A 25001-nucleotide genomic window follows, 5' to 3' on the forward strand; every position below is an offset into this window, starting at 1 on the left:
CCGGAATGCGGCCTAATGGCCGTCTTCACCTTGGCCACTACCACGGCGTACTGAAGAGCTGGGTCAGGATGCAGCACGAGTACCAGTGCTTTTTCTGCATCGTTGACTGGCACGCACTGACCACCGACTACGCAGCGGGCGCAGATGTCGCCCGCAACGTCCATGAGATGGCGGTCGACTGGCTGGCAGCTGGCGTCAGCCCGAGTTCTGCCACTTTGTTCGTCCAGTCCCAGGTACCCGAACACGCCGAGTTGCACCTGCTGCTTTCGATGATCTGCCCGTTGGCCTGGCTGGAGCGCGTGCCGTCGTACAAGGAGCTGCAGCTCGATACGGAACACAAGGACCTCGGCACCTACGGTTTTCTCGGTTATCCGTTGTTGCAGGCCGCCGATATCCTGGCTTACCGCGCCGGTGTCGTACCGGTTGGCGCCGATCAGCTGCCGCATATCGAATTCGCTCGCGATATCGCCAGGCGCTTCAATCACCTGTATGGCAGCGAAGAGGATTTCGCGGTCAAGGCCGAAGCGGCAATACGCAAGCTCGGCAAAAAAAGCTCCAAGCTTTACGCCAGCTTGCGCAAGAGCTACCAGGAGCAGGGCGACCTCGAGGCGCTGAACACGGCCCGTGCGCTACTGAAGGACCAGCAGACCATTACCATTGGCGACCAGGAACGCCTGTTCGGTTATCTGGAGGGCAGCGGCAGGCTGCTGTTGCCTGAGCCGCAGGCGCTGCTGAGCGATTCCCCCAGGGTGTCGGGGCTCGATGGTGGCAAGATGGCCAAGTCCGCCAGCAATTCCATCTTTCTGCGCGACACGCCGAACGAGATCGAAGAAAAGATCAAGCGTATGCCGACCGATCCGGCCCGTGTTCACCGCCATGATCCGGGTGAGCCGACGCGTTGCCCGGTGTGGCAGATGCACCAGGCCCATTCGAGCGAAGACGTCTGTCAGTGGGCAGAGCAGGGCTGCCGCACCGCTGGAATCGGCTGCCTCGAGTGCAAGGCGCCACTCATCGATGCGATCAAGCTCGAACTGGCACCCCTGCAGGAGCGCGCCCATGACTATGAGTCGAACCCGGATCTGGTGCGCAGCATATTGGCTGAGGGCGCTGAGCAGGCCCGTGACGAAGCACGCGAAACGCTGGTGGTCGTGCGTCAGGCCATGGGTCTGAATTACCGCTAGAGCCATTGGTCAGCGTACAGCCTGCTGAGGCAGCTGCCGCTTCCACTATCTGTTCGTTTCGGAGAGAGCATGCAGGATACCCAGGCCGAGGCGACCGTCAAGGCGCCCGGTGAGCAGCTGCGGCTGGCGCTTGTCTACGGCGAGGCTTTCAACAATCTGCCGCAGGATCTGTATATCCCGCCAGATGCACTGGAGGTGTTCCTCGAAGCGTTCGAGGGGCCGCTGGATTTGCTGCTCTATCTGATCCGCAAACAGAACATCGACATCCTGGATATTCCAGTCGCGGAAATTACCCGTCAATACATGGGCTATGTCGAGCTGATGAAGGCCGTGCGCCTGGAGCTGGCGGCCGAATATCTGGTGATGGCGGCCATGCTGGCCGAGATCAAGTCGCGCATGCTGCTGCCGCGCTCGGCAGAGGTGGAAGAAGACGAGCTCGACCCGCGCGCCGAGCTCATCCGCCGGCTGCAGGAATACGAGCGGTTCAAGGCGGCGTCGGAAGATCTCGACCAGTTGCCACGGGTGGGGCGTGACCTGCATCTACCGAAACTCGACGCGCCTGAAGCCCGGGCGCGCAAGCTGCTGCCCCAGGTCAGTCTGGAAGAGCTGTTGATCTCCATGGCCGAGGTCTTGCGCCGTGCCGACATGTTCGAAAGCCACCAGGTCACGCGTGAGACGCTGTCGACCCGCGAGCGCATGAGCGATGTGCTCGAACGGCTCAAGGGTGGGGGCTTTGTCCCGTTCGTCGCGCTGTTCACCACTGCGGAGGGCCGTCTGGGTGTGGTGGTCACCTTCATGGCGGTGCTGGAACTGATCAAGGAATCGCTGGTCGAGCTGGTGCAGAACGAGCCCTTCGCGCCGATTCATGTCAGGGCACGCAGCGAGGAGTCCTCGTTGCACCAGGAAGAGCCAGGGGAGCCAAGCCTGTGAATCTATCCGATCCCAAGGATCTCGCCTCACTGCTCGAAGCCTTTTTGCTGGCATCCGGCAAGCCGATGCCGGTCGAACGAATGGCCGAGCTGTTCGACGAAATCGAACGGCCAACGCCAGCCTTGCTGCGCAAGGCTCTCGAGGTGCTGGACAAATCCTGCAAGGGCCGGGCGTTCGAGCTGAAAGAGGTCGCCAGTGGCTATCGCCTGCAGCTGCGCGAGCGTTTTTCGCCCTGGGTGGGCCGGCTCTGGGAGGAACGGCCGCAGCGCTATTCACGGGCCTTGTTGGAGGCGCTGGTTCTGATTGCCTATCGACAGCCAATCACGCGCGGCGAGATCGAGGACATCCGCGGGGTGGCGGTCAACAGCCAGATCGTCAAGACGTTGTTGGAGCGCGAATGGGTGCGGGTGGTGGGTCATCGCGACGTGCCAGGGCGGCCTGCCATGTTCGCCACCACCAAGCAGTTTCTCGACCATTTCAACTTGAAGAACCTTGATGAGCTGCCGCCGCTGGCAGTGTTGCGTGAGATGCAGCCCGAACCCCAACCGATCGATGTTGAGGAAGCGCCGGTGCCGGCGGCGCTGCAGGCTCGCGCCGATCTCGAGCAGGAACTGGACGCGCCGCGTGAACACACCAGTTTCCGCAGTCTTCTGGCCGAGCTGGATAGCATGGAAACCGGGTTGAAAACCGATTTTGACGACCTGCGTGACGAAACTGAGGGTGAGGAAGATCAACCCGTTTCGGACGAAGACCGCCGCGACTAGTAACCCGCTGTCTGGCGGTCTGCCTGGTAACTGGCGTAGTTCGGAATGCTCAGCGTATGCGCCTGGCCCAGCAGCGGACTGGATAGCAGGTAGTCAGCGCTGCTTTCGTTGGCCGCCAGTGGAATGTTCCACACGGCTGCGACCCGTAGAAGCGCCTTTACATCCGGGTCATGGGGTTGTGGCTCGAAGGGGTCCCAGAAGAACACCAGCATGTCGATCCGACGCTCGGCAATACGCGCGCCAATCTGCTGATCCCCGCCCAGCGGGCCGCTGATCATGCACTCGATCGGCAACCCCAGCCGCCGCCCGAGCAGCAGTCCGGTGGTGCCGGTCGCCAGCAGCTCATGTTTCTCCAGCTGAGGTTTTTGCCGATCTGCCCAATCCAGCAGGCGCTCCTTGCAATGATCGTGCGCGACCAGGGCGATACGTTTGCGGGCCGGGAGTGTTGCGCTCACGAAATCGATACGGTTCATGTTCTTCCTCGGTCGCCGGGATTGGCTGATGCGTTTATGGCGCTTCGTGAAGAGCGCGGCAAGTATCGAGCATCCGATTGGAAAAGCCCCACTCGTTGTCATACCAGGCCATCACTTTCAGCAAGCATCCGCTAACCTTGGTGTGGTTGGTGTCGAAGATCGAAGACATCGGGTTGTGGTTGAAGTCGCACGAGACCAAGGGCAGCGAGTTGCAGGCCAGTATGGACGATTGCTGGCTGGCGTCGAGCATCAGTGCGTTGACTTCCCCGGCGGTCGTCTCGCGGCTCAACTCCAGGGTCAGGTCGACCAGCGAGACGTTGATCACCGGAACGCGCACAGCCATGCCGGTCAGCTTGCCGGCCAGTTCCGGTAGCACCAGGCCTACCGCTTCGGCGGCGCCGGTCTTGGTCGGAATCATCGACTGGGTCGCCGAACGTGCCCGGAACGGGTCGCTGTGATAGACGTCCGAGAGGTTCTGGTCATTGGTGTAGGCATGAATGGTGGTCATCAGGCCGTGTTCGATGCCGTATTCGCGTGACAGTACCTGGGCGACCGGCGCCAGGCAGTTGGTCGTGCAGGACGCGTTGGAGATGATCTGGTGCGACTGGCGCAGCGTGTGGTGGTTGACGCCATAAACGATGGTGGCGTCAACCTCGGATGCCGGGGCGGAAATGATGACCTTGCCAGCACCGGCCCGAAGGTGCGCGCTGGCTTTTTCTCGGGAGGTGAACAGTCCGGTACACTCAAAGACCACATCGACGTTGTGCTGGCGCCACGGCAACTCGGCCGGGTTGCGGATCGCCGTGACGGCAATCGGGTCGCCGTTGACCCGCAGCTGGTCGTCTGACACCTCGACTTTTGCGTCGAAATGGCCATGGACGCTGTCGAACTGCAACAGGTGGGCGTTCATCGCCGGGCTGCCGAGGTCGTTGATCGCCACGACCTGCAGATGTTCGCGATAGCTCTGGCTGTACAGAGCACGAAGGACGTTGCGTCCGATACGGCCAAAGCCGTTGATGGCGATGCGAATGGTCATGAGCGATCCTGGGCGGAATTTGTTGTGGGAATCACAAGATTATTCCTGTCAAAATAGAAATCAAGCCCAAATACATGTTGTTTTGTTGGTAAAACTACAGATTCATGAGCAGGAGTGATGACATGCACCCGCGGATTCAAGAAGTGACCGAGCGATTGATCGACCGCAGCCGGCCGACCCGACAGCGTTACCTGGCGCAAATGGCCGGTGCGGCGAGTGACGGCCCGCAACGTGGCAAACTGCAATGCGCCAACTTCGCTCATGGCGTTGCCGGGTGTGGCTCGGCGGACGACAAGCAGCGTTTGCGATTGATGAACGAGGCCAACATTGCCATCGTCTCGGCCTACAACGACATGCTCTCGGCGCATCAGCCATATCAGTATTTTCCCGATCTGATCAAAGAAGCCCTGCGGGAAGTGGGTTCGATCGGACAGTTCGCCGGAGGCGTGCCAGCGATGTGCGATGGCGTGACCCAGGGCGAGGCGGGGATGGAGTTGAGTCTAGCCAGTCGCGAAGTGATCGCCATGGCGACGGCGGTCGCGCTATCGCACAACATGTTTGACGGGGCGCTCTATCTCGGTATTTGCGACAAGATCATCCCCGGCCTGATGATTGGCGCGCTGCGCTTCGGTCATCTGCCGTCTGTGTTCGTGCCTGGCGGCCCGATGACCTCGGGCATTCCCAACAAGCAGAAAGCGGAGGTGCGCCAACGCTACGCGGAGGGCAAGGCCAGCCGCGAGGAGCTGCTGGAATCGGAAATGCTGTCCTACCACAGCCCTGGCACCTGTACCTTCTACGGCACAGCCAACACCAACCAGGTGGTGATGGAGATCATGGGCCTTCATTTGCCGGGTTCGTCCTTCGTCAATCCCTATACCCCGCTGCGCGATGAACTCACCCGTGAAGCAGCGCGGCAGGTGACCCGCTTGACACCGCAGTCGGGCAAATACGTGCCGCTGTGCAAGATCGTTGATGAGAAATCGATCATCAATTCGGTGGTGGCCCTAAACGCTACTGGCGGCTCGACCAACCACACCCTGCACATTCCGGCGTTTGCCCAGGCCGCGGGGATTCAGCTGAGCTGGCAGGACATGGCGGATATTTCCGCCGTGACGCCGACACTCGCCAAGGTCTACCCGAACGGCCAGGCAGACGTTAACCATTTTCATGCCTGCGGTGGCGTTCCGTTCATGGTGCGGACGCTGCTGGATGCCGGTTTGCTGCACGAAGACGTCTATACGGTCTTGGGCAAAGGCCTTGACCAATACACTCGGGAACCCTTCCTCGAAGACGGCAAGTTGGTCTGGCGTGAAGGGCCGACCAACAGTCTGGACGAAGCCATCCTGCGTCCGGTCGAGCGTGCGTTCTCGCCTGAAGGTGGTTTACGGGTACTGGAAGGCAATCTGGGTCGCGGTGTAACGAAAATTTCCGCCGTTGCGCCTGAGCATCGCGTCGTGGAGGCGCCTGCGCGGGTTTTCGGTGACCAGACCGAGCTGGCCCAGGCGTTCAAGGATGGCGAGCTGGAGAAGGACTTCGTTGCGGTTGTGCGGTTCCAGGGCCCCAGGGCCAACGGCATGCCTGAATTGCACAAGCTGACGCCATTTCTAGGCGTGCTGCAGGATCGTGGCTACAAGGTCGCACTGGTGACCGACGGTCGTATGTCGGGCGCGTCAGGAAAGGTCCCTGCCGCTATTCACGTCAGCCCGGAAGCGTTGGATGGCGGCCCGCTGTGCCGTGTGCGCGACGGAGACATCATTCGAGTCGACGGCGAAACCGGTGAGCTCCGAATCCTGGTTGATCAAGCCGAATTCGACAGTCGCGACGCTGTATCAGCCCCGAGCGATCTGGGCATCGGCTGTGGGCGCGAGCTGTTCGGCTTCCTGCGTGCGGCCTTCAGTCCGGCGGAAAAGGGCGCAAGCGTATTCACCGAGGGGCTGGAGGCGCTCAAGTGACGGCACTGGTAGGCGATATCGGCGGCACCAATGCGCGCTTCGCACTGTGGCGAAACCAGAAGATCGAGTCGGTGCGTGTGCTGCCCACCGTCGACTATCCACGTCCGGAAGATGCGATCCGTGCCTATCTGCAAGGCGCTGGGCAGAGCGTTGACGCGCTGCAGGCGGTCTGTCTCGCCTGTGCCGGGCCCGTCACCGGCGATGAGTTCGCGTTCACCAACAACCATTGGCGCTTGAGCCGTAAAGCCTTCTGTGAAGACCTGGGTCTGAGCGATCTGCTGCTGGTCAACGATTTCGCCGCGATGGCATTGGGTATGACCCGCTTGCGCGAAGGCGAGCTAATCGAGGTCTGCCCGGGTCGATCCGAGCCAGGTGCAGCACGCCTTGTGATAGGCCCAGGCACCGGCCTTGGCGTCGCTACGCTTCTGCCTTTGCCAGGCGGCGGCTGGCGGGCGCTGCCGGGGGAGGGTGGTCATGTTTGTCTGCCGATCGGCACCTCGCGTGAGGCTGCGCTTTGGGCGCGTTTGCACGACAAGTTCGGACACGTGAATGCCGAGGCGATCCTGAGTGGCGGCGGCTTGTTGGAACTCTATCGAACCAGCTGCGTGCTGGATGGAAAACAGCCAGGCCTGACCACACCCGCCGAAGTCACCGCGGCGGCCTTGACCGGCGACGCCTATGCGGCATCGGTACTGGAACAATTCTGCGTCTGGTTGGGTCGGATCGCGGGCGACAATGTACTGACTACCGGTTCGCGAGGCGGTGTCTACATTACCGGGGGAATCGTGCCGCGCTTCGTAGAGTTCTTCATCCGTAGCGGGTTCAGCCAGAGTTTTCGCGACAAAGGCTGCATGAGCCGTTATTTTGACGAGATTCCGGTCTGGGTGGTAACCGCTGACTATCCTGGACTGGAAGGCGCGGGCGTAGCGTTGCAGCAATTGCTGGAGGGCCCATCCAGCGGAGGCTGACCCGCTTCGATACACCTACCTAACCAGAGAATGGACGCCAGTGAGCCAGGTTGGAAGATCGATTCTGCTGGTCGACGATGACCAGGAAATCCGCGAGCTGCTAGACGCCTACCTCAGTCGATCAGGCTTCCGGGTGCGCACCGTCGCTGACGGCGCGCAGTTCCGTGAGGCCATGAGCCACGCCCCGGCGGACCTGGTGATTCTCGATGTGATGCTGCCTGACGAGGACGGCTTCAGCCTCTGCCGCTGGGTGAGGGGCCACCAGCGGCTGGCACAAATGCCTATCATCATGCTGACGGCCAGCTCCGATGAGGCTGATCGAGTGATCGGCCTGGAGTTGGGCGCTGACGATTACCTCGGAAAGCCTTTCAGTCCGCGCGAGCTGTTGGCGCGGATCAAGGCGCTGTTGCGTCGGGTCGACTTCGGCCAGGAGCGCGGCAACGATGTGCGGGCATTCGACGAGTGGCGGCTGGACCTGGTCAGTCACCGACTGTTCCATCAGGACGGTGAAGAGGTACTGCTTTCAGGCGCCGACTTTGCGTTGCTCAAGCTGTTCCTCGACCATCCCCAGCAGATCCTCGACCGCGACACCATTGCCAACGCCACCCGTGGCCGCGAGGTCATGCCGCTCGAGCGGATCGTCGACATGGCGGTCAGTCGCCTGCGCCAGCGGTTACGCGATACCGGGAAGCGCCCGCGATTGATTCGAACCGTACGGGGCAGCGGTTATATGCTCGCCGCGCAGGTCGCACCGCACCATGACGCGCTCGGTTAAGCGCCGCTGGCTGCCTGTTCCGCGTTCACTGCTCGGCCGCATGCTGTTCCTGACGCTGCTGGTGGTGCTGATGGCGCAGGCGCTGTCCAGTTTCATCTGGGCCTCACAGCTTCGCGCAAGCCAGATGGAAGGGTTGCTCACCAGCGCCCGCAGCCTGGCGCATTCGATATCAGCCAGTGTCAGCTACTTTCGCTCCCTGCCATTGGGCTATCGCCCGTTGGTGCTTGATCAGTTGCGTAGCATGGGTGGCACACGCTTTTTCGTGTCGCTGAACGACAAGCCCCTGGCGATGCAGATTCTGCCGCCGACCAAGCGCAAGCAGGCGGTGCTGGCCGAGGTTGACGAGGTGCTGCGCGAACGCCTCGGCAAGGACGTCGACATGTCGGTGAGTTTCGTCAGTCCAGACGATCTGCGCATCTTCAACGGCGGCCTGAAGCTCGATGAGCTGCCGCGGTCCTGGGCGCATTACGCATTGAGCCTGGAACCGCTGAACCCGCCGGTGCTGGTCACCCAGATCCAGATCGCGCCGGGCGAATGGTTGTATCTCGCCTCGCTGATGCCGGCGCCCTATGTCAGCCTCGAAGACGAGGGAATCCCCAGGCAGCAACTCTGGTTCATCTTTCTTACCAGCAGTTTCCTCCTGCTGTTCATCGGCATGCTGGTGCACTGGCAGAGCCGCCCGCTCAAGCAGCTGGCGCAAGCGGCACGGGAGATGTCGCTGGGCAGCGAGGTCGAATTGCTGCCCGAGGCGGGTGGTAGCGAGGTGGTGGAGGTCAGCCGCGCCTTCAACAGCATGCGAGAGCGCATCGGGCGCTACCTGACCGAGCGTAGCCAGCTGTTCAGCGCGATCTCGCATGATCTGCGCACGCCGATCACACGGCTGCGGTTGCGTGTGGAGCTGCTGGAAGATGAGGCCTTGCAGGGCAAATTCAGCCGCGACCTGGATGAGCTGGAGCTATTGGTCAAAGGCGCACTGCAATGCGTGAAGGACACCGATATCCACGAAAACATCGAACCGCTGGATCTCAATCTCCTGCTCGATTGCGTCACCGAGCCGTATCTGGCGCCTGGGGGCAATGGCCGCGTCACGGTTCAGGGCTGCGCTCGCGCACCCTATGCCGGCAAGCCGCTGGCACTGAAACGCTGCATAGGCAACCTTCTGGACAATGCATTGAAATATGGCGAGCGCGCCCATCTGCTGATCGAAGACGACAGCGGCACCTTCGTGCTGCATGTCGATGATGAAGGCCCTGGCGTACCCGAGGGCTGGCTGAAGCAGGTGTTCGAGCCCAACTTCCGTCTCGCTGCCAAGCAACCCGGCTATGGGCTTGGCCTCGGTATCGCGCGCAACATCGCGCATGCCCATGGTGGTGAGGTCAGCCTGCGCAATCTGCCTGCCGGTGGTTTGCGCGTAACCTTGAGTTTGCCGCGCACGACCGAGTGAAACCCCTCCGCACAAGACGACTCTCTCCCCTCCGCACAAGACGACTCTCTCCACTTGTTACAAAAACCCGAGCTTTGTAACGAAACGGTGACCAATCACTGTCCCTTCGTTACCCGGCGCGACGGTTGGCGCGCCTAGAATCGATGCAGCGCAAGCAAAGACTTGCATCGATAACAACAAGAAAAGGAACGCTCATGAGCGCGATTCGTTTAGTTACTGCTGTTTCCCTTGTTTCCCTCGTTCCGTTTGCACAGGCCGGCGAAGTTGAAGTTCTGCATTGGTGGACATCCGGTGGCGAAAAGCGCGCCGCCGATACCTTGCAGCGACTCGTGGAGGAAGAGGGTCACACCTGGAAGGATTTCGCTGTCGCCGGTGGGGGTGGCGAAGCGGCCATGACCGTTCTCAAGACCCGTGCCGTATCCGGCAACGCCCCCGCCGCCGCTCAGATCAAAGGCCCTGACATCCAGGAATGGGGTGAACTGGGGTTGCTGACCGACCTCAACGACGTCGCTGAAAAAGCCAACTGGGACGAGCTGCTGCCCAAGCAGGTGTCCGCCGCCATGAAATACGACGGCGATTACGTCGCCGTGCCGGTGAACGTACACCGCGTCAACTGGCTGTGGATCAATCCGGACGTGTTCGAGAAGGCCGGCGCCACGCCCCCGAAAACCCTTGATGAATTCTTCGCAACCGCCGAGAAGTTGAAAACGGCGGGCTTCATGCCGCTCGCCCATGGCGGCCAACCGTGGCAGGACGGAACCGTTTTCGAAGATCTGGCACTGGCGATCCTTGGGCCTGAAGACTTCCGCAAGGCGTTTGTCGAGCTCGATCGTGACGTGCTCACTGGCGACAAGATGGTCGAGACCTTTGAGGCGCTGAAGAAGCTGCGCAGCTACGTTGACAACAACGCAGCAGGCCGCGACTGGAACAGCGCGACGGCCATGGTCATGAACGGCAAGGCCGGCATGCAGATCATGGGCGACTGGGCGAAGAGCGAGTGGAGCGCGGCAAAGAAGATCGCGGGTGAAGATTACACATGCGTGCCGTTCCCCGGCACCCAGGGCAGCTTTGCCTACAACATCGACTCACTGGCGATGTTCAAGCTGAGTAACGATGACAATCGCAAGGCTCAGCAGGATCTGGCCCGGATCGTCATGGAGCCGGAATTCCAGCAGTTCTTCAATCAGAACAAGGGCTCTATCCCGGTGCGGCTCGATCAGGACATGAGCGAGTTCGATGCCTGTGCGCAGCAGTCCATGAAGGATTTCAAGGAGGCGGCACAGGGCCCGGGGCTGGTGCCCAGTCTGGCTCACGGCATGGCCGCATCGAGCTATGTACAGGGCGCTGTGTTCGATGTCGTGACGAACTTCTTCAACGACTCGTCGGCCGATCCGAAGAAGGCCGCCCAGCAACTGGCGGCTGCGATTCAGGCGGTCCAGTAGCGCATTGGCCGCGGGTGCTCGCGCCCCGTCTTGCGAACCACAACCTGATGCTTCCCCTGCGGTCTGCCACGAGCTGGCCGCGACGGGACCGGCTTGCTCGAAAGCTTTGTTGTGACGGTCCGTTTGCTGGGCTGCTGACATCGGCGTTTTCTGTAACGGGACTGTGATGAAACCTGCAAACAATCGGAGCCAACCATGAGCTCAACAGCCGTTTTCACCAAGGCATCCCCGCTGGATGCGCTGCAGAATTGGCTACCCAAGCTGGTGCTGGCACCCAGCATGCTGATCGTTCTGGTCGGCTTCTATGGCTACATCTTGTGGACCTTTCTGCTTTCGTTCACCAATTCAAGCTTCATGCCCAGCTACAAGTGGGTTGGGCTGCTGCAGTACGAGCGGCTCTGGAACAACGATCGCTGGTGGGTGGCAAGCAAGAACCTGCTGGTCTTTGGCGGGCTTTTCATCACGATCAGCCTCGCCATTGGTGTGTTGTTGGCGGTCCTGCTGGACCAGCGCATTCGCCGCGAGGGCTTCATTCGCACCGTCTATCTCTACCCAATGGCGCTGTCGATGATTGTTACCGGCACGGCCTGGAAGTGGCTGCTGAACCCCGGCTTGGGCATCGACAAGATGCTGCGCGACTGGGGGTGGGAAGGCTTTCGTTTCGACTGGCTGGTGGACCCGGACCGCGTGGTCTACTGCCTGGTGATAGCCGCCGTATGGCAGGCCTCGGGTTTCGTCATGGCGCTGTTCCTTGCCGGCTTGCGGGGGGTCGATCAGTCCATCGTGCGTGCTGCGCAGATCGACGGTGCCAGCCTGCCGAGCATCTACCTGCGCATCATTCTGCCGAGCCTGAGGCCGGTGTTTTTCAGTGCATTGATGATTCTCGCGCATATCGCCATCAAGGCCTTCGACCTGGTGGCGGCGATGACCGCAGGCGGCCCGGGCTATGCATCCGACCTGCCGGCGATGTTCATGTACACGCACACCTTCACCCGCGGGCAGATGGGGCTCGGCGCTGCCAGCGCCATCCTGATGCTGGGCGCCGTGATGGCAATCGTCGTGCCTTACCTGTATTCGGAACTGAGGAACAAGCGCCATGACTAGCCATGTAGGGCGCAAGCGCCTGACGTTCAGCCGAGTGGCGATCTACGCGACGCTGCTCCTGGCTGTTGCGATGTATCTCATACCGCTGGTGGTCATGCTGCTGACCAGCTTGAAGACACCTGCCGACATCCGTACCGGCAACCTGCTTTCATGGCCGGAGGTCACGACCATCATCGGTTGGGTCAAGGCGTGGGATGCGGTGGGCGGCTACTTCTGGAACTCGGTCAAGATCACCGTTCCAGCCGTCATCATTTCGACGCTGCTGGGTGCGCTGAACGGCTACGTGCTTGCCATGTGGCGCTTTCGCGGCTCGCAGCTGTTCTTCGGGCTGCTGCTGTTCGGCTGCTTCCTGCCGTTCCAGGTGATCTTGCTGCCTGCGTCGTTCACCCTGGGTCAGCTTGGATTGGCCAATACCACGCCGGGGTTGGTACTGGTGCACCTGGTCTATGGCCTGGCGTTCACCACGCTGTTCTTCCGCAACTTCTACGTGAGTGTGCCAGACGCGTTGATTCGTGCAGCACGTCTGGACGGTGCGGGGTTCTTTACCATCTTCGCGCGGATCCTGCTGCCGATGTCGATCCCCACGATCATGGTCTGCCTGATCTGGCAGTTCACCCAGATCTGGAACGACTTCCTCTTCGGCGTGGTGTTCGCCAGTGGCGATACGCAGCCGATCACCGTGGCGCTGAATAACCTGGTGAACACCAGTACAGGCGTCAAGGAATACAACGTCGATATGGCCGCGGCGATGATCGCCGGGCTGCCAACACTGCTGGTGTACATCCTCGCCGGCAAGTATTTCCTGCGAGGCCTCACGGCCGGCGCGGTCAAGGGGTAGGAGAACGATCATGGCTGCACTCGAACTTTGCAACGTCCGCAAGAGCTATCCCGGAAGCAACCACGACACGCTGAAAGACATCGATTTGAAAGTTGACGACGGGGAATTCCTGATCCTGGTCGGGCCGTCCGGGTGTGGGAAATCCACGCTGATGAACTGCATCGCCGGGCTGGAAGAGATCACGGGTGGGGAGATCCGTCTGGACGGAGCCGACATCAGTGGTGCCAGCCCGAAGGACCGCGACATCGCCATGGTGTTTCAATCGTACGCGCTGTACCCGACCATGACCGTGCAGGAAAACATCGCCTTCGGTTTGAAGATGCGCAAGGTGCCAGCGGCGAAAATCGAGGAAGAAGTGTCGCGTGTCGCCAAGTTGCTGCAGATCGAACATCTGCTGGGTCGGAAACCTTCTCAGCTATCCGGCGGCCAGCAGCAGCGCGTCGCCATGGGCCGGGCACTGGCACGGCGGCCGAAGATCTACCTGTTCGACGAGCCGCTGTCGAACCTCGATGCCAAGCTGCGGGTAGAGATGCGCACCGAGATCAAGCTGATGCATCAGCGGCTGAAAACCACCACGGTGTACGTCACCCACGACCAGATCGAGGCAATGACCCTGGGGGACAAGGTCGCGGTGATGAAGGATGGCATCGTCCAGCAGTTCGGTACGCCGAAGGATATCTACAACAATCCCGCCAACCTGTTCGTGGCGAGCTTTATCGGATCGCCGCCGATGAACTTCATCCCGCTGCGGCTGACCTCTCAGGCCGATGGCTGGCGCGCGCTGCTGGAAAGCGGTCAGGATCGCTGTGAGCTGCCGTTGAAGCTGGCGGATGGGCAATCACTGGAAGGGCGAGAGGTCATCCTGGGCATCCGCCCGGAGCAGATCAGTGCGGGGACCGTAGCCGATCTGCCTTCGCTACGTGCCGAAGTTCAGGTCATCGAGCCGACAGGGCCTGACACCATGATCTTCGTCAGCCTCAACCAGACCAAAGTGTGTTGCCGGCTGGCGCCGGACGCCGCGCCGAATCCCGGTGAGAGCCTGACGCTGCAATTCGAGCCGGACAAGGTGCTGCTGTTCGATGCGCAGACCGGAGAGCGGCTGGGGGTGGCGCCGGGTAATGGTTCGGCGGGGCGTAACGGCACGGTCACGCGATTGGTTGCCCGGTGAAGGGTTTGTCTTGATTCGGAGTGAAAAAAGCCCGGTGGCAGGACATCCGCGTACCGGCGTCGATTTCGGTTGAATGTCATTGATGAGCTGGTTTCAGCGGTCAGGGGAACGCCGCTGTACCGCTACAAGTCGAACCGCAGCACGCATAGCGCTGCATGCGGGGCGTAAAGGTGAGCCTTCACCGGCTCGATCCAACGGCAGTAACAACAATAAGAGCTAATTGGAGCGGATATGAAAAAAACCACACGCCTGGGTCTCGTAGTATCGCTGGCGAGTCTGGCCATGCCATTCACGGTCCAGGCATTGGACTTTAACGGCTACATGCGCAGCGGCGTAGGCGAATCGAGCGGTAGCGCTTCGCAAGCCTGTTTTCAGTTGCCGGGCGCACCTTCCAAGTTCCGTCTCGGCAACGAATGTGAGCAGTACGCGGAGCTGGGTTTGCGCCAGGATCTGTTCACCCTGGGCGACGGCTCGGTAGTCAGCGTGGAGGGCATGGCGGCGCTCTACAATGAATACGATCACACGCCCAAGTTCACCGGTGATTACGGTTGGGCACGGATGGTCCAGGCTTATGCCGAGTGGAGCAAGGTGCCGGCACTCAACGGTGGTTCGTTGTGGGCGGGGCGACGTTTTTACAAGCGGAACGATATCCACATCTCTGACTTCTACTACTGGAACCAGAGCGCCACAGGGGCCGGCATTGAGGATATGGAAATCGGCGGGCTGAAATACAGCTACGCGTTTTCACGCAAGGACAACGTCTTCCAGGAAAACTACATCAATCGGCACGATTTCAACGTCGGAGGCTTTGACAGCAATCCCGGCGGTGAACTGGAGTTCGGGGTCAGCTATATCGACGAGCCGGATCGTGATGACGCCAACAGTGGCTGGGCCGTTACCGCGCAGCACAAACAGATCGGCGTCCTCGGCGGCAGCAATACTTTCGCTGTCCAGTATGGTGAAGGCCCAGGTACCGGCCTTGGCTATACCGGCGACGTGACGCTGGGCAGCAGCGACACGAGCTGGCGAGTGGTCGAATTCTTCGATTGGCAGGTGACCCCGCGTTTCGGTGGTCAGTTCCAGGCGGTGTATCAGAAGGACAAGCGTGAGGATGGCGGTGACCAGGACTGGATCTCGGTAGGGGTCCGCCCGGTATACGCCCTGACCGAGCAGTTCAAGCTGGTCGCCGAGGTCGGACATGACCAGATCGATGCCCCGGAAGGCACCCGCAAATTAACCAAGTTCACCGTGGCGCCGACCTGGTCGCCAGCGGGCCCCGAGTTCTGGGCTCGTCCTGAAGTGCGCCTGTATTACACCTACGCCCAGTGGAACGACGCCGCACAAAACGCTGCCAACTTGATGACGGCCGGCAGCGCGCTGTCCGACACCGGTGCTTTCGGTGGCGACCAGCATGGCTCGAATTTTGGTGTGCAGGTCGAATATTGGTGGGACTGATCGAGCCGATGGTCTATTCCGCCAGAACCTCCAGACGGCGAGGGCCTCTACTTATCCGAGGCACTCAGCTGAAGCGGAGGTGGGTTTGGGCGACAAGGCAAAGAATCCGTGCATCAGCATCTGCAAACTCAAGGACGACATCTGTATCGGCTGCGGACGCAGCCGCGACGAGATGAAGGCTTGGAAGGGCATGAAGACCAGGGAGCGCAAGGCGGTCAACGAATTGGCCGGCTTGCGGCTCAAGGCGTTGGGCAAGGCCAGGAAGAAAAAGAAGTGATCAGCTCTCTTCTGTCGGATAGCGAGTCGCCATCAGGCTTTCCTTGATCTTTCGCAGATGCGGCTGGAAGTCGACGCCACGGCGCAGCGTCACGCCAGCGGCCAGCGCATCGAGCACTGTCAGCTGGATGATCCGTGAGGTCATCGGCATATAGATATCGGTGTCTTCGGGCAAGGGTATGTCTAGGCTCAGCGTGCAGACCTTCGCCAGTGGTGAGTCCGCGGCGGTCAGCCCCAACACCCAAGCCCCGTTGTCGCGCGCCACAGTCGCCACCTCCACCAACTCGCGGGTACGGCCCGTATAGGAAATGATCACGAACAGATCGCCGGTATACGCTACCGATGCGAGCATCCGCTGCATGAGCACATCGCTATGAGCGGTGACTGGCAGATTGAAACGAAAGAACTTGTGTTGGGCATCCAGCGCGACGGACGCAGAAGCGCCAAGCCCGAAGAAATGAATCTGGCGTGCCTGAATCATCAGGTCGACGGCATGGCCGATCGCCTGAGGGTCGATCGCCTGGCAGGCGCTGTCGAGCGACGCGATGGCGCTGCCGAAAATCTTTCTCGTATAGGCCTCTGGACCGTCATCGGCCTCTACGGCCCGGCTGACAAAGGCAGCGCCACTGGCGAGACTCTGTGCCAGCTGGATTTTCAGAACGGGATAACCGGCCGCACCGAATGAGCGACAGAAACGATTCACCGTCGGCTCGCTGACCTTTGCTGCCTGAGCCAATGCCGCGATGCTGTAGCGCGTCGCCTCCTGCGGGTCACGAAGGATCACCTCAGCGACTTTGCGCTCTGCCTTGTTTAGCTCGTCGAGCCGATTTTTTATCTGTTCCAAGAGATTTTTCATGCGATCCGTGTCTCTTCCTTCAGGGGCTCGTGCCGAAACTACGGATAGTAGCGAAACTGGAGCACGAAAAAATCGAGTAATGTTGTTTTAATAACAACATTTTCTGCTTAAAATGCGGTGATAAACCTATCGCGCAGTCTAATTTGGTTAGTATAAAGATCATGCCTGCTATTACTGTTGACGCGACTACCTTTGCCTTGTTCGGCGCCCTCGGTGATCTGGCGCTGCGCAAGTTGTTCCCGGCACTCTATCAGCTCGACCGAGCGGGGCTGCTCAATAGCGATACGCGCATATTGGCGCTTTCGCGCGACAAGGGAGAGCCGGCAACCCATCTCGAGCGCATCGATCAAGCGCTGCGGCGCTACGTCCCGGCAGCGCAACTGGATGAGGCCGCCCTTGGCCGCTTTCAGGCGCGTCTGGGCTATCTGGTCATGGACTTCCGCAACGCGGAGGACTACGCAGCGCTGGCTGACCAAGTGTCTCCGGCGATGCCACTGATTGCCTACTTCGCCACGCCTGCTGCTGTGTACGGCTCTATTTGCGAACATCTCGCCGGTGCCGGACTGGCCGAACAAACCCGTGTGGTGCTGGAAAAACCGATTGGACACAATCTTGAGTCGTCGCGATTGGTCAACGACTCGGTTGCGCGGTTCTTCCCCGAGACGCGCATTTACCGGATTGATCATTACCTTGGCAAGGAGACCGTGCAGAATCTGATTGCACTGCGCTTCGCCAACAGTCTGTTCGAGACCCAGTGGAACCAGCACCACATTTCCCACGTCGAGATAACGGTCGCCGAGACGGTCGGGATCGAAGGGCGTTGGGGGTATTTCGATCAGGCGGGTCAGCTGCGCGACATGATCCAGAACCATCTGCTGCAGCTGCTGTGTCTGATCGCGATGGATCCGCCAAGCGACCTGACTGCCGATAGCATTCGTGACGAAAAGGTCAAGGTACTCAAGGCGCTGGCGCCGATCACGCCAGAGCGTTCATCGCGCCAGGTTGTGCGTGGCCAGTACGTGGCGGGGACGGTCGGCGGAAAGCAGGTTCCAGGTTATCTGGAAGAAGAAAATTCCAACGCTGAAAGCAGCACCGAAACCTTCGTTGCACTGCGGGCCGACATCTGCAATTGGCGCTGGTCCGGCGTGCCGTTTTACCTGCGGACGGGCAAGCGGATGGCGGAAAAGGTCTCGCAGATCGTCATCCACTTCAAAGAGCCGCCTTTCTATATCTTTGCGCCCGAGCAGCGGTCATTGATCAGCAATCGGCTGATTATCCGCTTGCAGCCGGACGAAGGGATCTCGTTGCAGGTCATGACCAAAGAGCAGGGCCTGGACAAGGGCATGCATCTGCGCAGCGGCCCACTGCAGCTGAACTTCTCCGAGACCTACAAAAGCTCGCGCATTCCGGACGCCTACGAGCGGTTGTTGCTCGAGGTGATGCAGGGCAACCAGAATCTATTTGTCCGTAAGGACGAAATCGAATACGCCTGGCAATGGTGCGATCAGCTTATCGATGGGTGGTCGCGTATCGGTGACGCGCCCAAGCCCTATCCGGCGGGCTCCTGGGGCCCTGTCGCCTCCATTGCATTGATTACGCGCGACGGGAGGTGCTGGTATGGCGATCTCTGAACTTGAACTGCCGTCGGACGTGGTTGCGCACAGCCTGCCGGGGCCGGAACAGCTGGCGCAGGCGTTGGCTGATCGGGTTGCCGGTGCGCTGCAATACGCAGTTGCCAATCATGGTCGTGCGAGCCTGGTGGTGTCGGGCGGACGGAGCCCTATAGCGTTCCTCGAAGCGCTGTCAGTGCGCGAACTGCCGTGGGCGAAGGTGCAGGTCAGCCTGGCCGACGAGCGCTGGGTCGATCCGTCAGATCCGGAAAGCAATGAGGGCTTGCTTCGCCGACACCTCCTGCAAAACGCCGCGGCCGATGCGCAGCTTGTGGGCCTGTATCAAGCAGCTCAGACCCTGGAGCAAGCGGCAGAGCGGGCAAGCGAGAAGCTGGCTGGCTTCGCTCAGCCGATCGATGTGCTGGTGCTTGGAATGGGCAGTGATGGGCACACCGCATCGCTGTTTCCGAACAGCCCGCTGCTGGCGAAAGGGTTGGATGAAAACGGTACTGACTTCTGTCTGCCCATGCTGGCGCCTGTCAGTCCGAAGCAGCGCATCAGCATGACCTATCCGCTGCTGGCATCCGCTCGCGTTCAATGCCTGGCGATTCAGGGCTCCGCCAAGCTGGAAACGCTGCGCCAGGCCATGCGGCTCGAACCTTCGCAGATGCCGATTCGGGCGTTTCTGCATTCTCCTCTAGAGATCTACTGGTGCCCGTGAGGCCCGAGGACTTTTCCATGACCATGGACCAGAAAAACGCGCTGATCGAGCAGATCTGTACCGAAGCCCGCATCCTGCCGGTAATCACCATCGGCAGCGAAGAGCAAATCCTGCCGCTGGCCGATGCACTCGCCGCCGGTGGGCTGACGGCCCTTGAGATCACCCTGCGGTCTGCGCATGGGCTTACCGCCATTCGTCGCTTGCGCCAGGAGCGGCCCAACCTCTGCGTCGGTGCGGGTACGGTGCTGGACAAGCGCATGATGGACGAGGTCGAGGCGGCCGGGGCCCAGTTCATCGTCTCGCCGGGCTGCACCGACGAACTGCTGCAAGCCGGCGTCAATTGCTCCGTGCCACTGCTGGCCGGTATCAGCAATGCATCCGACATCATGCGCGGCTACGCGCTCGGCTATCGACGCTTCAAGCTGTTCCCGGCCGAAGTGTGCGGTGGGGTCGCCGCCATCAAGGCGCTGGGTGGACCTTTTGCCGATGTGCGCTTCTGCCCAACCGGTGGCCTCAATGCAAACAACGCGGCGCAGTACTTGGCGCTTCCGAATGTCATGTGTGTCGGCGGGACCTGGATGATTGATGGTGCCGCGCTCAAGAGCGGCGATTGGGAGGCGATTCAGCGGGCCACGGCTGAAGCGCTGGCCTCGTTGAACAAAGGCTGACCGCAAATCGAGGCGCGCCGGGCGCGCCTCCTGTCTGGCTGCTAACCTTCTCGTGCTTCAGCATTCCGTTGCGCGTATAGTGCGCGGCCTTTCTATCGGAACTGCCACACCGGGAGGTGCCCAGATGACCGAACACGAAGATACAACCCCACATATTGCCCACGGCGAAAAATTGCAGAAGGTACTGGCCCGTATTGGCCTTGCCTCGCGACGCGACGTGGAACACTGGATCGCCGCTGGCCGAGTCAAGGTCAACGGATCCATGGCGACGCTCGGACAGCGTGTCGACTTGCATGACGCCATTGCGGTCGATGGCCGCTTGCTCAAGCGCGAAGAAGCGGCCGAAACGGTCCGTCGCGTGCTCATCTACAACAAGCCCGATGGTGAAATTTGCACCCGTGACGATCCGGAAGGTCGCCCGACGGTTTTCGATCGGCTGCCGCGTCCGAAAGAGGGGCGCTGGATCAACATCGGTCGTCTCGACATCAACACGACTGGCTTGCTGCTGTTCACCACCGATGGCGAGCTGGCCAACCGTCTCATGCATCCTTCTTACGAAATGGACCGTGAGTATGCGGTGCGGGTGCGTGGCGAGGTCGACGAGGAGATGATCGAGCGCCTGAAGACGGGCGTCATGCTCGAAGATGGCCCGGCTCGTTTCACGGACATCCAGCAAGCGCCGGGTGGTGAAGGGTTCAACCACTGGTACCACTGCGTAGTGATGGAAGGTCGTAACCGAGAAGTCCGACGGCTCTGGGAGTCTCAGGGGCTGGTGGTCAGCCGTCTGAAGCGTGTGCGTTTTGGTCCGGTGTTCATGACCTCCGACCTACCGATGGGGCGCTGGCGCGAAATGTCCCAGAGCGAAGTCGATATCCTCAGCGAAGAGGTTGGCCTCAAGCCAGTGGCGCTGCCAGGCATGAAAGCCAAGACCAAGGACAAGCTTGATCGCATGCAGCGCAAGGTGGCCAAGCCAATCGGACGTGGCGACCGTCGGCCTCGTGTGTTGCGCTCTTCCCACGAAGCTGATGTGGCTGGGGATGCAGGTCGCGGCCGGCGCGCTCGCGGTGATAAACCTGCACGCAAGCCGCGCGACAATGATGAACGCAGCAAACCAAGTCGCGGTACACCCGTGGCGGAGCGGCCAAGTGCTGTCGGCCGGGATCGCAAGCCCTCACCGGTGAAGCGCGGTGGTCCGGCAGCTACTGACGGACAGCGTCCTGGTTTCGGGCGTGGTGATCGCTCCAAGCGGCCTTGACGGCATAGCGTAAAGCGAAAAAAGAAGGGCGAAGCCATTAAGGTCTCGCCCTTTTTGTTTGGTTGAGGACGAACGCCTCGCCACCCAAGATGCCAATTTGACATGCAGGCCGCCATCGCGGCGCCAGTAAACAGGCGCCTCGGCGGGATATGCTATTGGGCGTCAAAGGCCCGCCCATTTACGTCTTGGCTATCGGGGCCCATCAGATACAGGTAGGCAGGCATGATTTCCGCAGGCATTGGATTCACTTCGGGGTTCTCCCCTGGATAGGCTTTTGCGCGCATGTCGGTACGGGTCGCACCTGGGTTGATGCTATTGCTGCGCACAGAGCCGGTACCCTCGAGCTCATCGGCCAGCACCTGCATCAGGCCTTCGGTGGCGAATTTGGAGACGGCATATCCGCCCCAATAGGCGCGTCCTTTCCTGCCAACGCTGCTGGAGGTGAAAATCACGGAAGCGTCATCAGCCAGTTTCAGCAGCGGCAACAGGGTGCTGGCGAGCATGAAGGTTGCGTTGACATTCACGTGCATGACGCGCATGAAATTCTCGCCTGACAGCTGTTCGATCGGTGAGCGGGGGCCGACGATGCTGGCATTGAGGAGCAGGCCGTCCAACCGTCCGAACTCCCGTTCAACGGTGGCGGCAAGTTCGTCGTATTGGTGCGGCAAGGCCGTTTCCAGATTGAGCGGTATCACGGCGGGTTGCGGCCAGCCGGCTGCTTCAATCTCGTCGTAAACACGGTTGAGGTTGTCCTCGTTCTTACCCAGCAAAAGGACGGTTGCTCCATGGGCTGCGTAGGCTTTCGCGGCGGCTTCGCCAATTCCGCGCCCTGCGCCGGTGACCATGATGATCCGATTCCTGAGCAGGTCGGGACGGGCGGAGTACTCGAACATCTGAAGCCTCATAAACAGAGCGGGGCAATTGCCCACTGAAGGTTGTCGGAAGAAAGTGATGGCGGGCAAGGGTCAGCCCAGCGTTCGCAGCTCGAGAAACTGACGGAGCTCGAGCGGATGATTCACCACCACGTCTGCGCCCCAGGTATCCGGATCGTCATCGGGGTGGATGTAGCCGTAGCGCACGGCGGCCGTGCGGCTACCTGCTGCACGGCCGGACTCGATATCGCGGAGATCGTCTCCGACGAACAGGACCGTTGCAGGGTAGAGGTCGAGTTGACTACAGGCCAACAGCATAGGCTCGGGGTCGGGTTTGCTCTTGCTGACATGATCGGGGCAGACCAGAACAGCGGAGCGAGAGGCCAGGCCCAATTGCTGCATGATCGGCTCGGCGAAACGTACCGGCTTGTTGGTGACCACCCCCCAGATCAGGTCTGCCTGCTCGATCTCGCTCAGCAGCTCCGCCATCCCTTCATAGAGCTTGCTCTCAACGGCACAGTGCCGTTGATAACGCTCCAGAAACTCCAGCCGAAGTATCTCGAATTCATCGGAAAGCGGGTCGACGTCAAAGGCGCTGAGTACCATCGCCCGGGCACCACCGGAAACGACGTCACGCACCTGCTGATCGGGAACCCGATCCAGACCGCGCGCCATGCGCATGGCCTGAGCCACGGCGATAAAGTCCGGCGCGGTATCGAGCAGCGTGCCGTCCATGTCGAATAACACTGCGCGCAGACGCATCAGGCCTCCCGCAGTGTCTGGATCATGTAGTTCACATCCACGTCAGGTGAGAGCTTGTAGTGCTTCGTCAGGGGGTTGTAGGTCAGACCGATGATGTCCTTCACCAGAAGCCCGACTTCGCGGCTCCAGGCGCCCAGTTCCGATGGGCGGATGAACTTGCGGTAATCATGTGTGCCACGCGGCAACAGTTGCAGCACGTATTCCGCGCCGACGATGGCGAACGCATAGGCCTTCGGATTGCGGTTGATCGTCGAAAAGAACACCTGTCCGCCAGGCTTTACCATCTTGTAGCACGCGCGAATCACAGAGGCGGGGTCAGGGACATGCTCGAGCATCTCAAGGCAGGTCACTACATCGAACTGTTCCGGCATTTCTTCCGCCAGGGCCTCGGCAGTGATCTGCCGGTAATCGATCTCCAACTCCGACTCCAGCAAATGCAGACGGGCAACTGACAGGGGTGCCTCGCCCATGTCGATACCCGTCACCTTGGCGCCGCGCTGAGCCATGGCTTCGCTGAGAATTCCGCCTCCGCAGCCAACGTCCAGGACCTTCTTGCCGGCTAGCGATACGTGCTCGTCAATCCAGTTGACCCTGAGCGGATTGATCTCGTGCAACGGTTTGAACTCGCTTTCGCGGTCCCACCAGCGATGGGCGAGAACTTCGAATTTGGCGATTTCGGCGTGGTCGACGTTGCTCATTGTCTGTTCCATTTGTAAGCCTGAGGGGGAAGCTCGAGCAGCAGAGGCCCATGTTGCCAGGTTCGGTCAGATGCGGGGCATCTACTGAAACGCTTCGTGTAAGTCAGTTTGTCGCGGTGGTTAAAACTGAGGGTAGCCCCGTCTCAGTGTTTTGAGCTGATCTTCTCTCCCCATTCCTGGGCGGTGGCGATGAGCTGCTCCTCGTCCATGCGGGTGAGATGACGGTCGTCGAGCAGTTGCTTACCGGCAACCCAGACATGACGCACGCAATCTCGGCCGCTGGAATAGATAAGTTGGGAGACGGGATCATAAACGGGCTGCTGTGCCAGGCGCGATAAATCGAAAGCCACCAGATCCGCGAATTTCCCGATTTCGAGCGATCTGGTGTGATAGTCCAGCCCAAGAGCGCGTGCCCCGTTGAGCGTGGCCATACGCAGCGCGCGATGGGCGCTAAGAGCGGTCGCCGACCCCGAAACGGCCTTGGCAAGCAGCGCGGCGGTGCGGGTTTCGCCCAGCAGGTCGAGATTGTTGTTGCTGGCTGCGCCATCAGTGCCTATGCCCACATTCACGCCGGCCTCCCACAAACGCTCCACAGGACAAAAACCGCTGGCCAATTTCAGGTTGGACTCAGGGCAATGGATCACGCTGCAGTTATGCTCGACCAGCAGAGCGATGTCATCGTCGTTTACCTGGGTCATGTGCACGGCTTGGAAGCGCGGCCCTAAAAGCTGTAGGCGGGCCAAGCGTGCCAGCGGGCGTTCGCCATACTGGTTCAGCGCTTCTTCCACCTCATGTGCAGTTTCATGGACATGCATATGTATGCCGATGTCCATTTCCGCGACCAACGTCCGGATGCTTTCCAGCTTATCGTCGGCTACCGAATAGGGGGCGTGTGGGCCAAAGGCGATACTAAGGCGTGGATGGTGGCTGAGGTCGTCGAACAGTCCCACACCTTTGCGAAGCGCCTCGTCGGCGTTGCGGGCGCCAGGAATAGGGAAGTCCAGCACCGGAATCGTTATTTGCGCGCGAATCCCGTGCTTATGCACAAGTTGGCTGACGACCTCAGGAAAGAAGTACATATCAGAAAAGCAGGTGATCCCGCTCTGCAGCTGTTCAGCAATCGCCAGCTCGCTCCCCGCTCGAATGAACGCCTCGTCGACCCATCTGCTTTCTGCGGGCCAGATATGCTCGCGGAGCCAAGTCATCAGGGGTAGGTCATCAGCCAGCCCCCGAAACAACGTCATTGCCGCGTGGCCGTGTGCATTCACAAGCCCTGGTGCGAGAAGCATTCCGGAAAGGTCCCGCTTGTCTTTCGCAGGGTAGTGACTGGCGTCTTCGCGCGGCACTATCAGCACGATGCGCCCGTCACGGACTCCCAATGCATGGTTCTTCAGCACAACACCTGCTGGCTCGACTGGGACAAGCCAGGTCGGAAATAGCAAGAGGTCGAGCGGCTCGGCAGAAGTGTGAGGCATCTGGATCATCGGATAATCGGGTACATGGAGACGAGGGGGCTGAGTGTAAAGCCTGTCGATCCCGGTTTGAAGAAAGCCTGGGCGGACTTTGAAGCCTCTACATCTATACAGGAACACGATCGCCAGATCCGGCAGGTGAATATTCAACAAAGCCCAAAACACCGGTTGACGGGAGAATCTGAGTGCCTATAATGCGCACCTTATCCGGCGCGGGCTTTTAGCGAAACCTCTTGTAAATCAATAGGTTAGCGAAAATAAAGGCTTGCACGGATGGCGGA

General features: G+C 60.5%; 24 protein-coding genes. 17 read left to right on the forward strand and 7 right to left on the reverse strand.

Annotated features, from left to right (window positions below; genetic code table 11):
* Window positions 1–5 precede the first annotated feature (5 nt).
* The 3 genes from NA637_RS14275 to scpB all read left to right on the forward strand — a co-directional run bounded on the left by NA637_RS14275 (window position 6) and on the right by scpB (window position 2875).
* On the forward strand, window positions 6–1181 hold the full coding sequence (locus tag NA637_RS14275; protein ID WP_256073105.1) for a tryptophan--tRNA ligase: 1176 nt from the start codon (window positions 6–8) through the stop codon (window positions 1179–1181).
* A 69-nt stretch (window positions 1182–1250) separates the two neighbouring features.
* Window positions 1251–2111, forward strand: a complete 861-nt coding sequence (locus NA637_RS14280) for a segregation and condensation protein A (protein WP_272889068.1) — start codon at window positions 1251–1253, stop codon at window positions 2109–2111.
* A complete protein-coding gene (gene scpB / locus NA637_RS14285) occupies window positions 2108–2875 on the forward strand; it encodes an SMC-Scp complex subunit ScpB (protein ID WP_256073085.1) in 768 nt (255 codons plus the stop codon). Before NA637_RS14280 ends, scpB begins: the two co-directional genes overlap by 4 nt.
* Here the strand turns inward: scpB and NA637_RS14290 are convergent.
* Window positions 2872–3348: a methylglyoxal synthase gene (locus NA637_RS14290; protein ID WP_256073086.1), complete on the reverse strand. Its 477-nt coding sequence runs from the start codon at window positions 3346–3348 to the stop codon at window positions 2872–2874. The two genes, scpB and NA637_RS14290, sit on opposite strands and share 4 nt — an antisense overlap.
* 34 nt (window positions 3349–3382) lie before the next feature.
* Entirely contained in the window at window positions 3383–4384 is a 1002-nt protein-coding gene (gene gap, locus NA637_RS14295; RefSeq protein WP_256073087.1) for a type I glyceraldehyde-3-phosphate dehydrogenase, read from the reverse strand.
* A gap of 122 nt (window positions 4385–4506) precedes the next feature.
* Here gap and edd point away from each other — a divergent pair, with 122 nt between their 5' ends.
* The 10 genes from edd (at window position 4507) to NA637_RS14345 (ending at window position 15807) form a co-directional block, all read left to right on the forward strand.
* A complete protein-coding gene (edd, locus tag NA637_RS14300) occupies window positions 4507–6336 on the forward strand; it encodes a phosphogluconate dehydratase (protein ID WP_256073088.1) in 1830 nt (609 codons plus the stop codon).
* Window positions 6333–7304 (forward strand): glucokinase, encoded by a 972-nt coding sequence (locus tag NA637_RS14305; RefSeq protein ID WP_256073089.1) that lies wholly within the window; start codon window positions 6333–6335, stop codon window positions 7302–7304. The genes edd and NA637_RS14305 overlap by 4 nt, the downstream gene beginning before the upstream one ends.
* Window positions 7305–7344: 40 nt before the next feature.
* The gene (locus tag NA637_RS14310) at window positions 7345–8079 is read left to right on the forward strand and encodes a response regulator (protein ID WP_256073090.1); all 735 of its coding nucleotides are present in this window, start codon (window positions 7345–7347) and stop codon (window positions 8077–8079) included.
* On the forward strand, window positions 8063–9523 hold the full coding sequence (locus NA637_RS14315; RefSeq protein WP_256073091.1) for an ATP-binding protein: 1461 nt from the start codon (window positions 8063–8065) through the stop codon (window positions 9521–9523). The genes NA637_RS14310 and NA637_RS14315 overlap by 17 nt, the downstream gene beginning before the upstream one ends.
* 194 nt (window positions 9524–9717) lie before the next feature.
* Complete coding sequence (locus tag NA637_RS14320) at window positions 9718–10965, forward strand: ABC transporter substrate-binding protein (protein WP_256073092.1); 1248 nt, start codon at window positions 9718–9720, stop codon at window positions 10963–10965.
* Between the two features lie 195 nt (window positions 10966–11160).
* Window positions 11161–12069: a carbohydrate ABC transporter permease gene (locus NA637_RS14325; protein ID WP_045427975.1), complete on the forward strand. Its 909-nt coding sequence runs from the start codon at window positions 11161–11163 to the stop codon at window positions 12067–12069.
* Window positions 12062–12907: a carbohydrate ABC transporter permease gene (locus NA637_RS14330; RefSeq protein WP_045427973.1), complete on the forward strand. Its 846-nt coding sequence runs from the start codon at window positions 12062–12064 to the stop codon at window positions 12905–12907. The genes NA637_RS14325 and NA637_RS14330 overlap by 8 nt, the downstream gene beginning before the upstream one ends.
* A gap of 10 nt (window positions 12908–12917) precedes the next feature.
* Window positions 12918–14075, forward strand: coding sequence for an ABC transporter ATP-binding protein (locus NA637_RS14335; protein ID WP_256073093.1), 1158 nt, complete (start codon window positions 12918–12920; stop codon window positions 14073–14075).
* A 231-nt stretch (window positions 14076–14306) separates the two neighbouring features.
* Window positions 14307–15530 (forward strand): maltoporin, encoded by a 1224-nt coding sequence (locus NA637_RS14340; protein WP_256073094.1) that lies wholly within the window; start codon window positions 14307–14309, stop codon window positions 15528–15530.
* An 85-nt stretch (window positions 15531–15615) separates the two neighbouring features.
* Window positions 15616–15807 (forward strand): DUF1289 domain-containing protein, encoded by a 192-nt coding sequence (locus NA637_RS14345; RefSeq protein WP_256073095.1) that lies wholly within the window; start codon window positions 15616–15618, stop codon window positions 15805–15807.
* Here the strand turns inward: NA637_RS14345 and NA637_RS14350 are convergent, their stop codons facing one another.
* On the reverse strand, window positions 15808–16662 hold the full coding sequence (locus NA637_RS14350; RefSeq protein ID WP_256073096.1) for a MurR/RpiR family transcriptional regulator: 855 nt from the start codon (window positions 16660–16662) through the stop codon (window positions 15808–15810).
* A 161-nt stretch (window positions 16663–16823) separates the two neighbouring features.
* Between NA637_RS14350 and zwf the strand changes: the two genes are divergently transcribed.
* The 4 genes from zwf (at window position 16824) to rluB (ending at window position 20916) form a co-directional block, all read left to right on the forward strand.
* Window positions 16824–18293 (forward strand): glucose-6-phosphate dehydrogenase, encoded by a 1470-nt coding sequence (gene zwf, locus NA637_RS14355; RefSeq protein ID WP_256073097.1) that lies wholly within the window; start codon window positions 16824–16826, stop codon window positions 18291–18293.
* The gene (gene pgl / locus NA637_RS14360; RefSeq protein ID WP_256073098.1) at window positions 18280–18993 is read left to right on the forward strand and encodes a 6-phosphogluconolactonase; all 714 of its coding nucleotides are present in this window, start codon (window positions 18280–18282) and stop codon (window positions 18991–18993) included. The genes zwf and pgl overlap by 14 nt, the downstream gene beginning before the upstream one ends.
* Before the next feature lie 17 nt (window positions 18994–19010).
* Complete coding sequence (locus NA637_RS14365) at window positions 19011–19661, forward strand: bifunctional 4-hydroxy-2-oxoglutarate aldolase/2-dehydro-3-deoxy-phosphogluconate aldolase (RefSeq protein ID WP_256073099.1); 651 nt, start codon at window positions 19011–19013, stop codon at window positions 19659–19661.
* 124 nt (window positions 19662–19785) lie between these two features.
* The gene (gene rluB, locus NA637_RS14370; protein WP_256073100.1) at window positions 19786–20916 is read left to right on the forward strand and encodes a 23S rRNA pseudouridine(2605) synthase RluB; all 1131 of its coding nucleotides are present in this window, start codon (window positions 19786–19788) and stop codon (window positions 20914–20916) included.
* A 152-nt stretch (window positions 20917–21068) separates the two neighbouring features.
* On the opposite strand, the gene NA637_RS14375 is transcribed toward rluB, so the two are convergent.
* From NA637_RS14375 to NA637_RS14390, 4 genes are all read right to left on the reverse strand, one after another.
* Window positions 21069–21809 (reverse strand): YciK family oxidoreductase, encoded by a 741-nt coding sequence (locus tag NA637_RS14375; protein ID WP_256073107.1) that lies wholly within the window; start codon window positions 21807–21809, stop codon window positions 21069–21071.
* A 72-nt stretch (window positions 21810–21881) separates the two neighbouring features.
* Entirely contained in the window at window positions 21882–22550 is a 669-nt protein-coding gene (gene mupP, locus NA637_RS14380) for an N-acetylmuramic acid 6-phosphate phosphatase MupP (RefSeq protein ID WP_256073101.1), read from the reverse strand.
* Complete coding sequence (gene ubiG / locus NA637_RS14385; protein ID WP_256073102.1) at window positions 22550–23248, reverse strand: bifunctional 2-polyprenyl-6-hydroxyphenol methylase/3-demethylubiquinol 3-O-methyltransferase UbiG; 699 nt, start codon at window positions 23246–23248, stop codon at window positions 22550–22552. Before ubiG ends, mupP begins: the two co-directional genes overlap by 1 nt.
* 143 nt (window positions 23249–23391) lie before the next feature.
* Window positions 23392–24732 carry a TRZ/ATZ family hydrolase gene (locus tag NA637_RS14390; protein WP_423836731.1) on the reverse strand — a complete coding sequence of 447 codons (1341 nt, stop codon included), beginning with the start codon at window positions 24730–24732 and terminating at the stop codon, window positions 23392–23394.
* Window positions 24733–25001 lie beyond the last annotated feature (269 nt).

It is taken from the genome of Stutzerimonas stutzeri (assembly GCF_024448935.1).
Classification (GTDB): Bacteria; Pseudomonadota; Gammaproteobacteria; order Pseudomonadales; family Pseudomonadaceae; genus Stutzerimonas; species Stutzerimonas stutzeri_AO.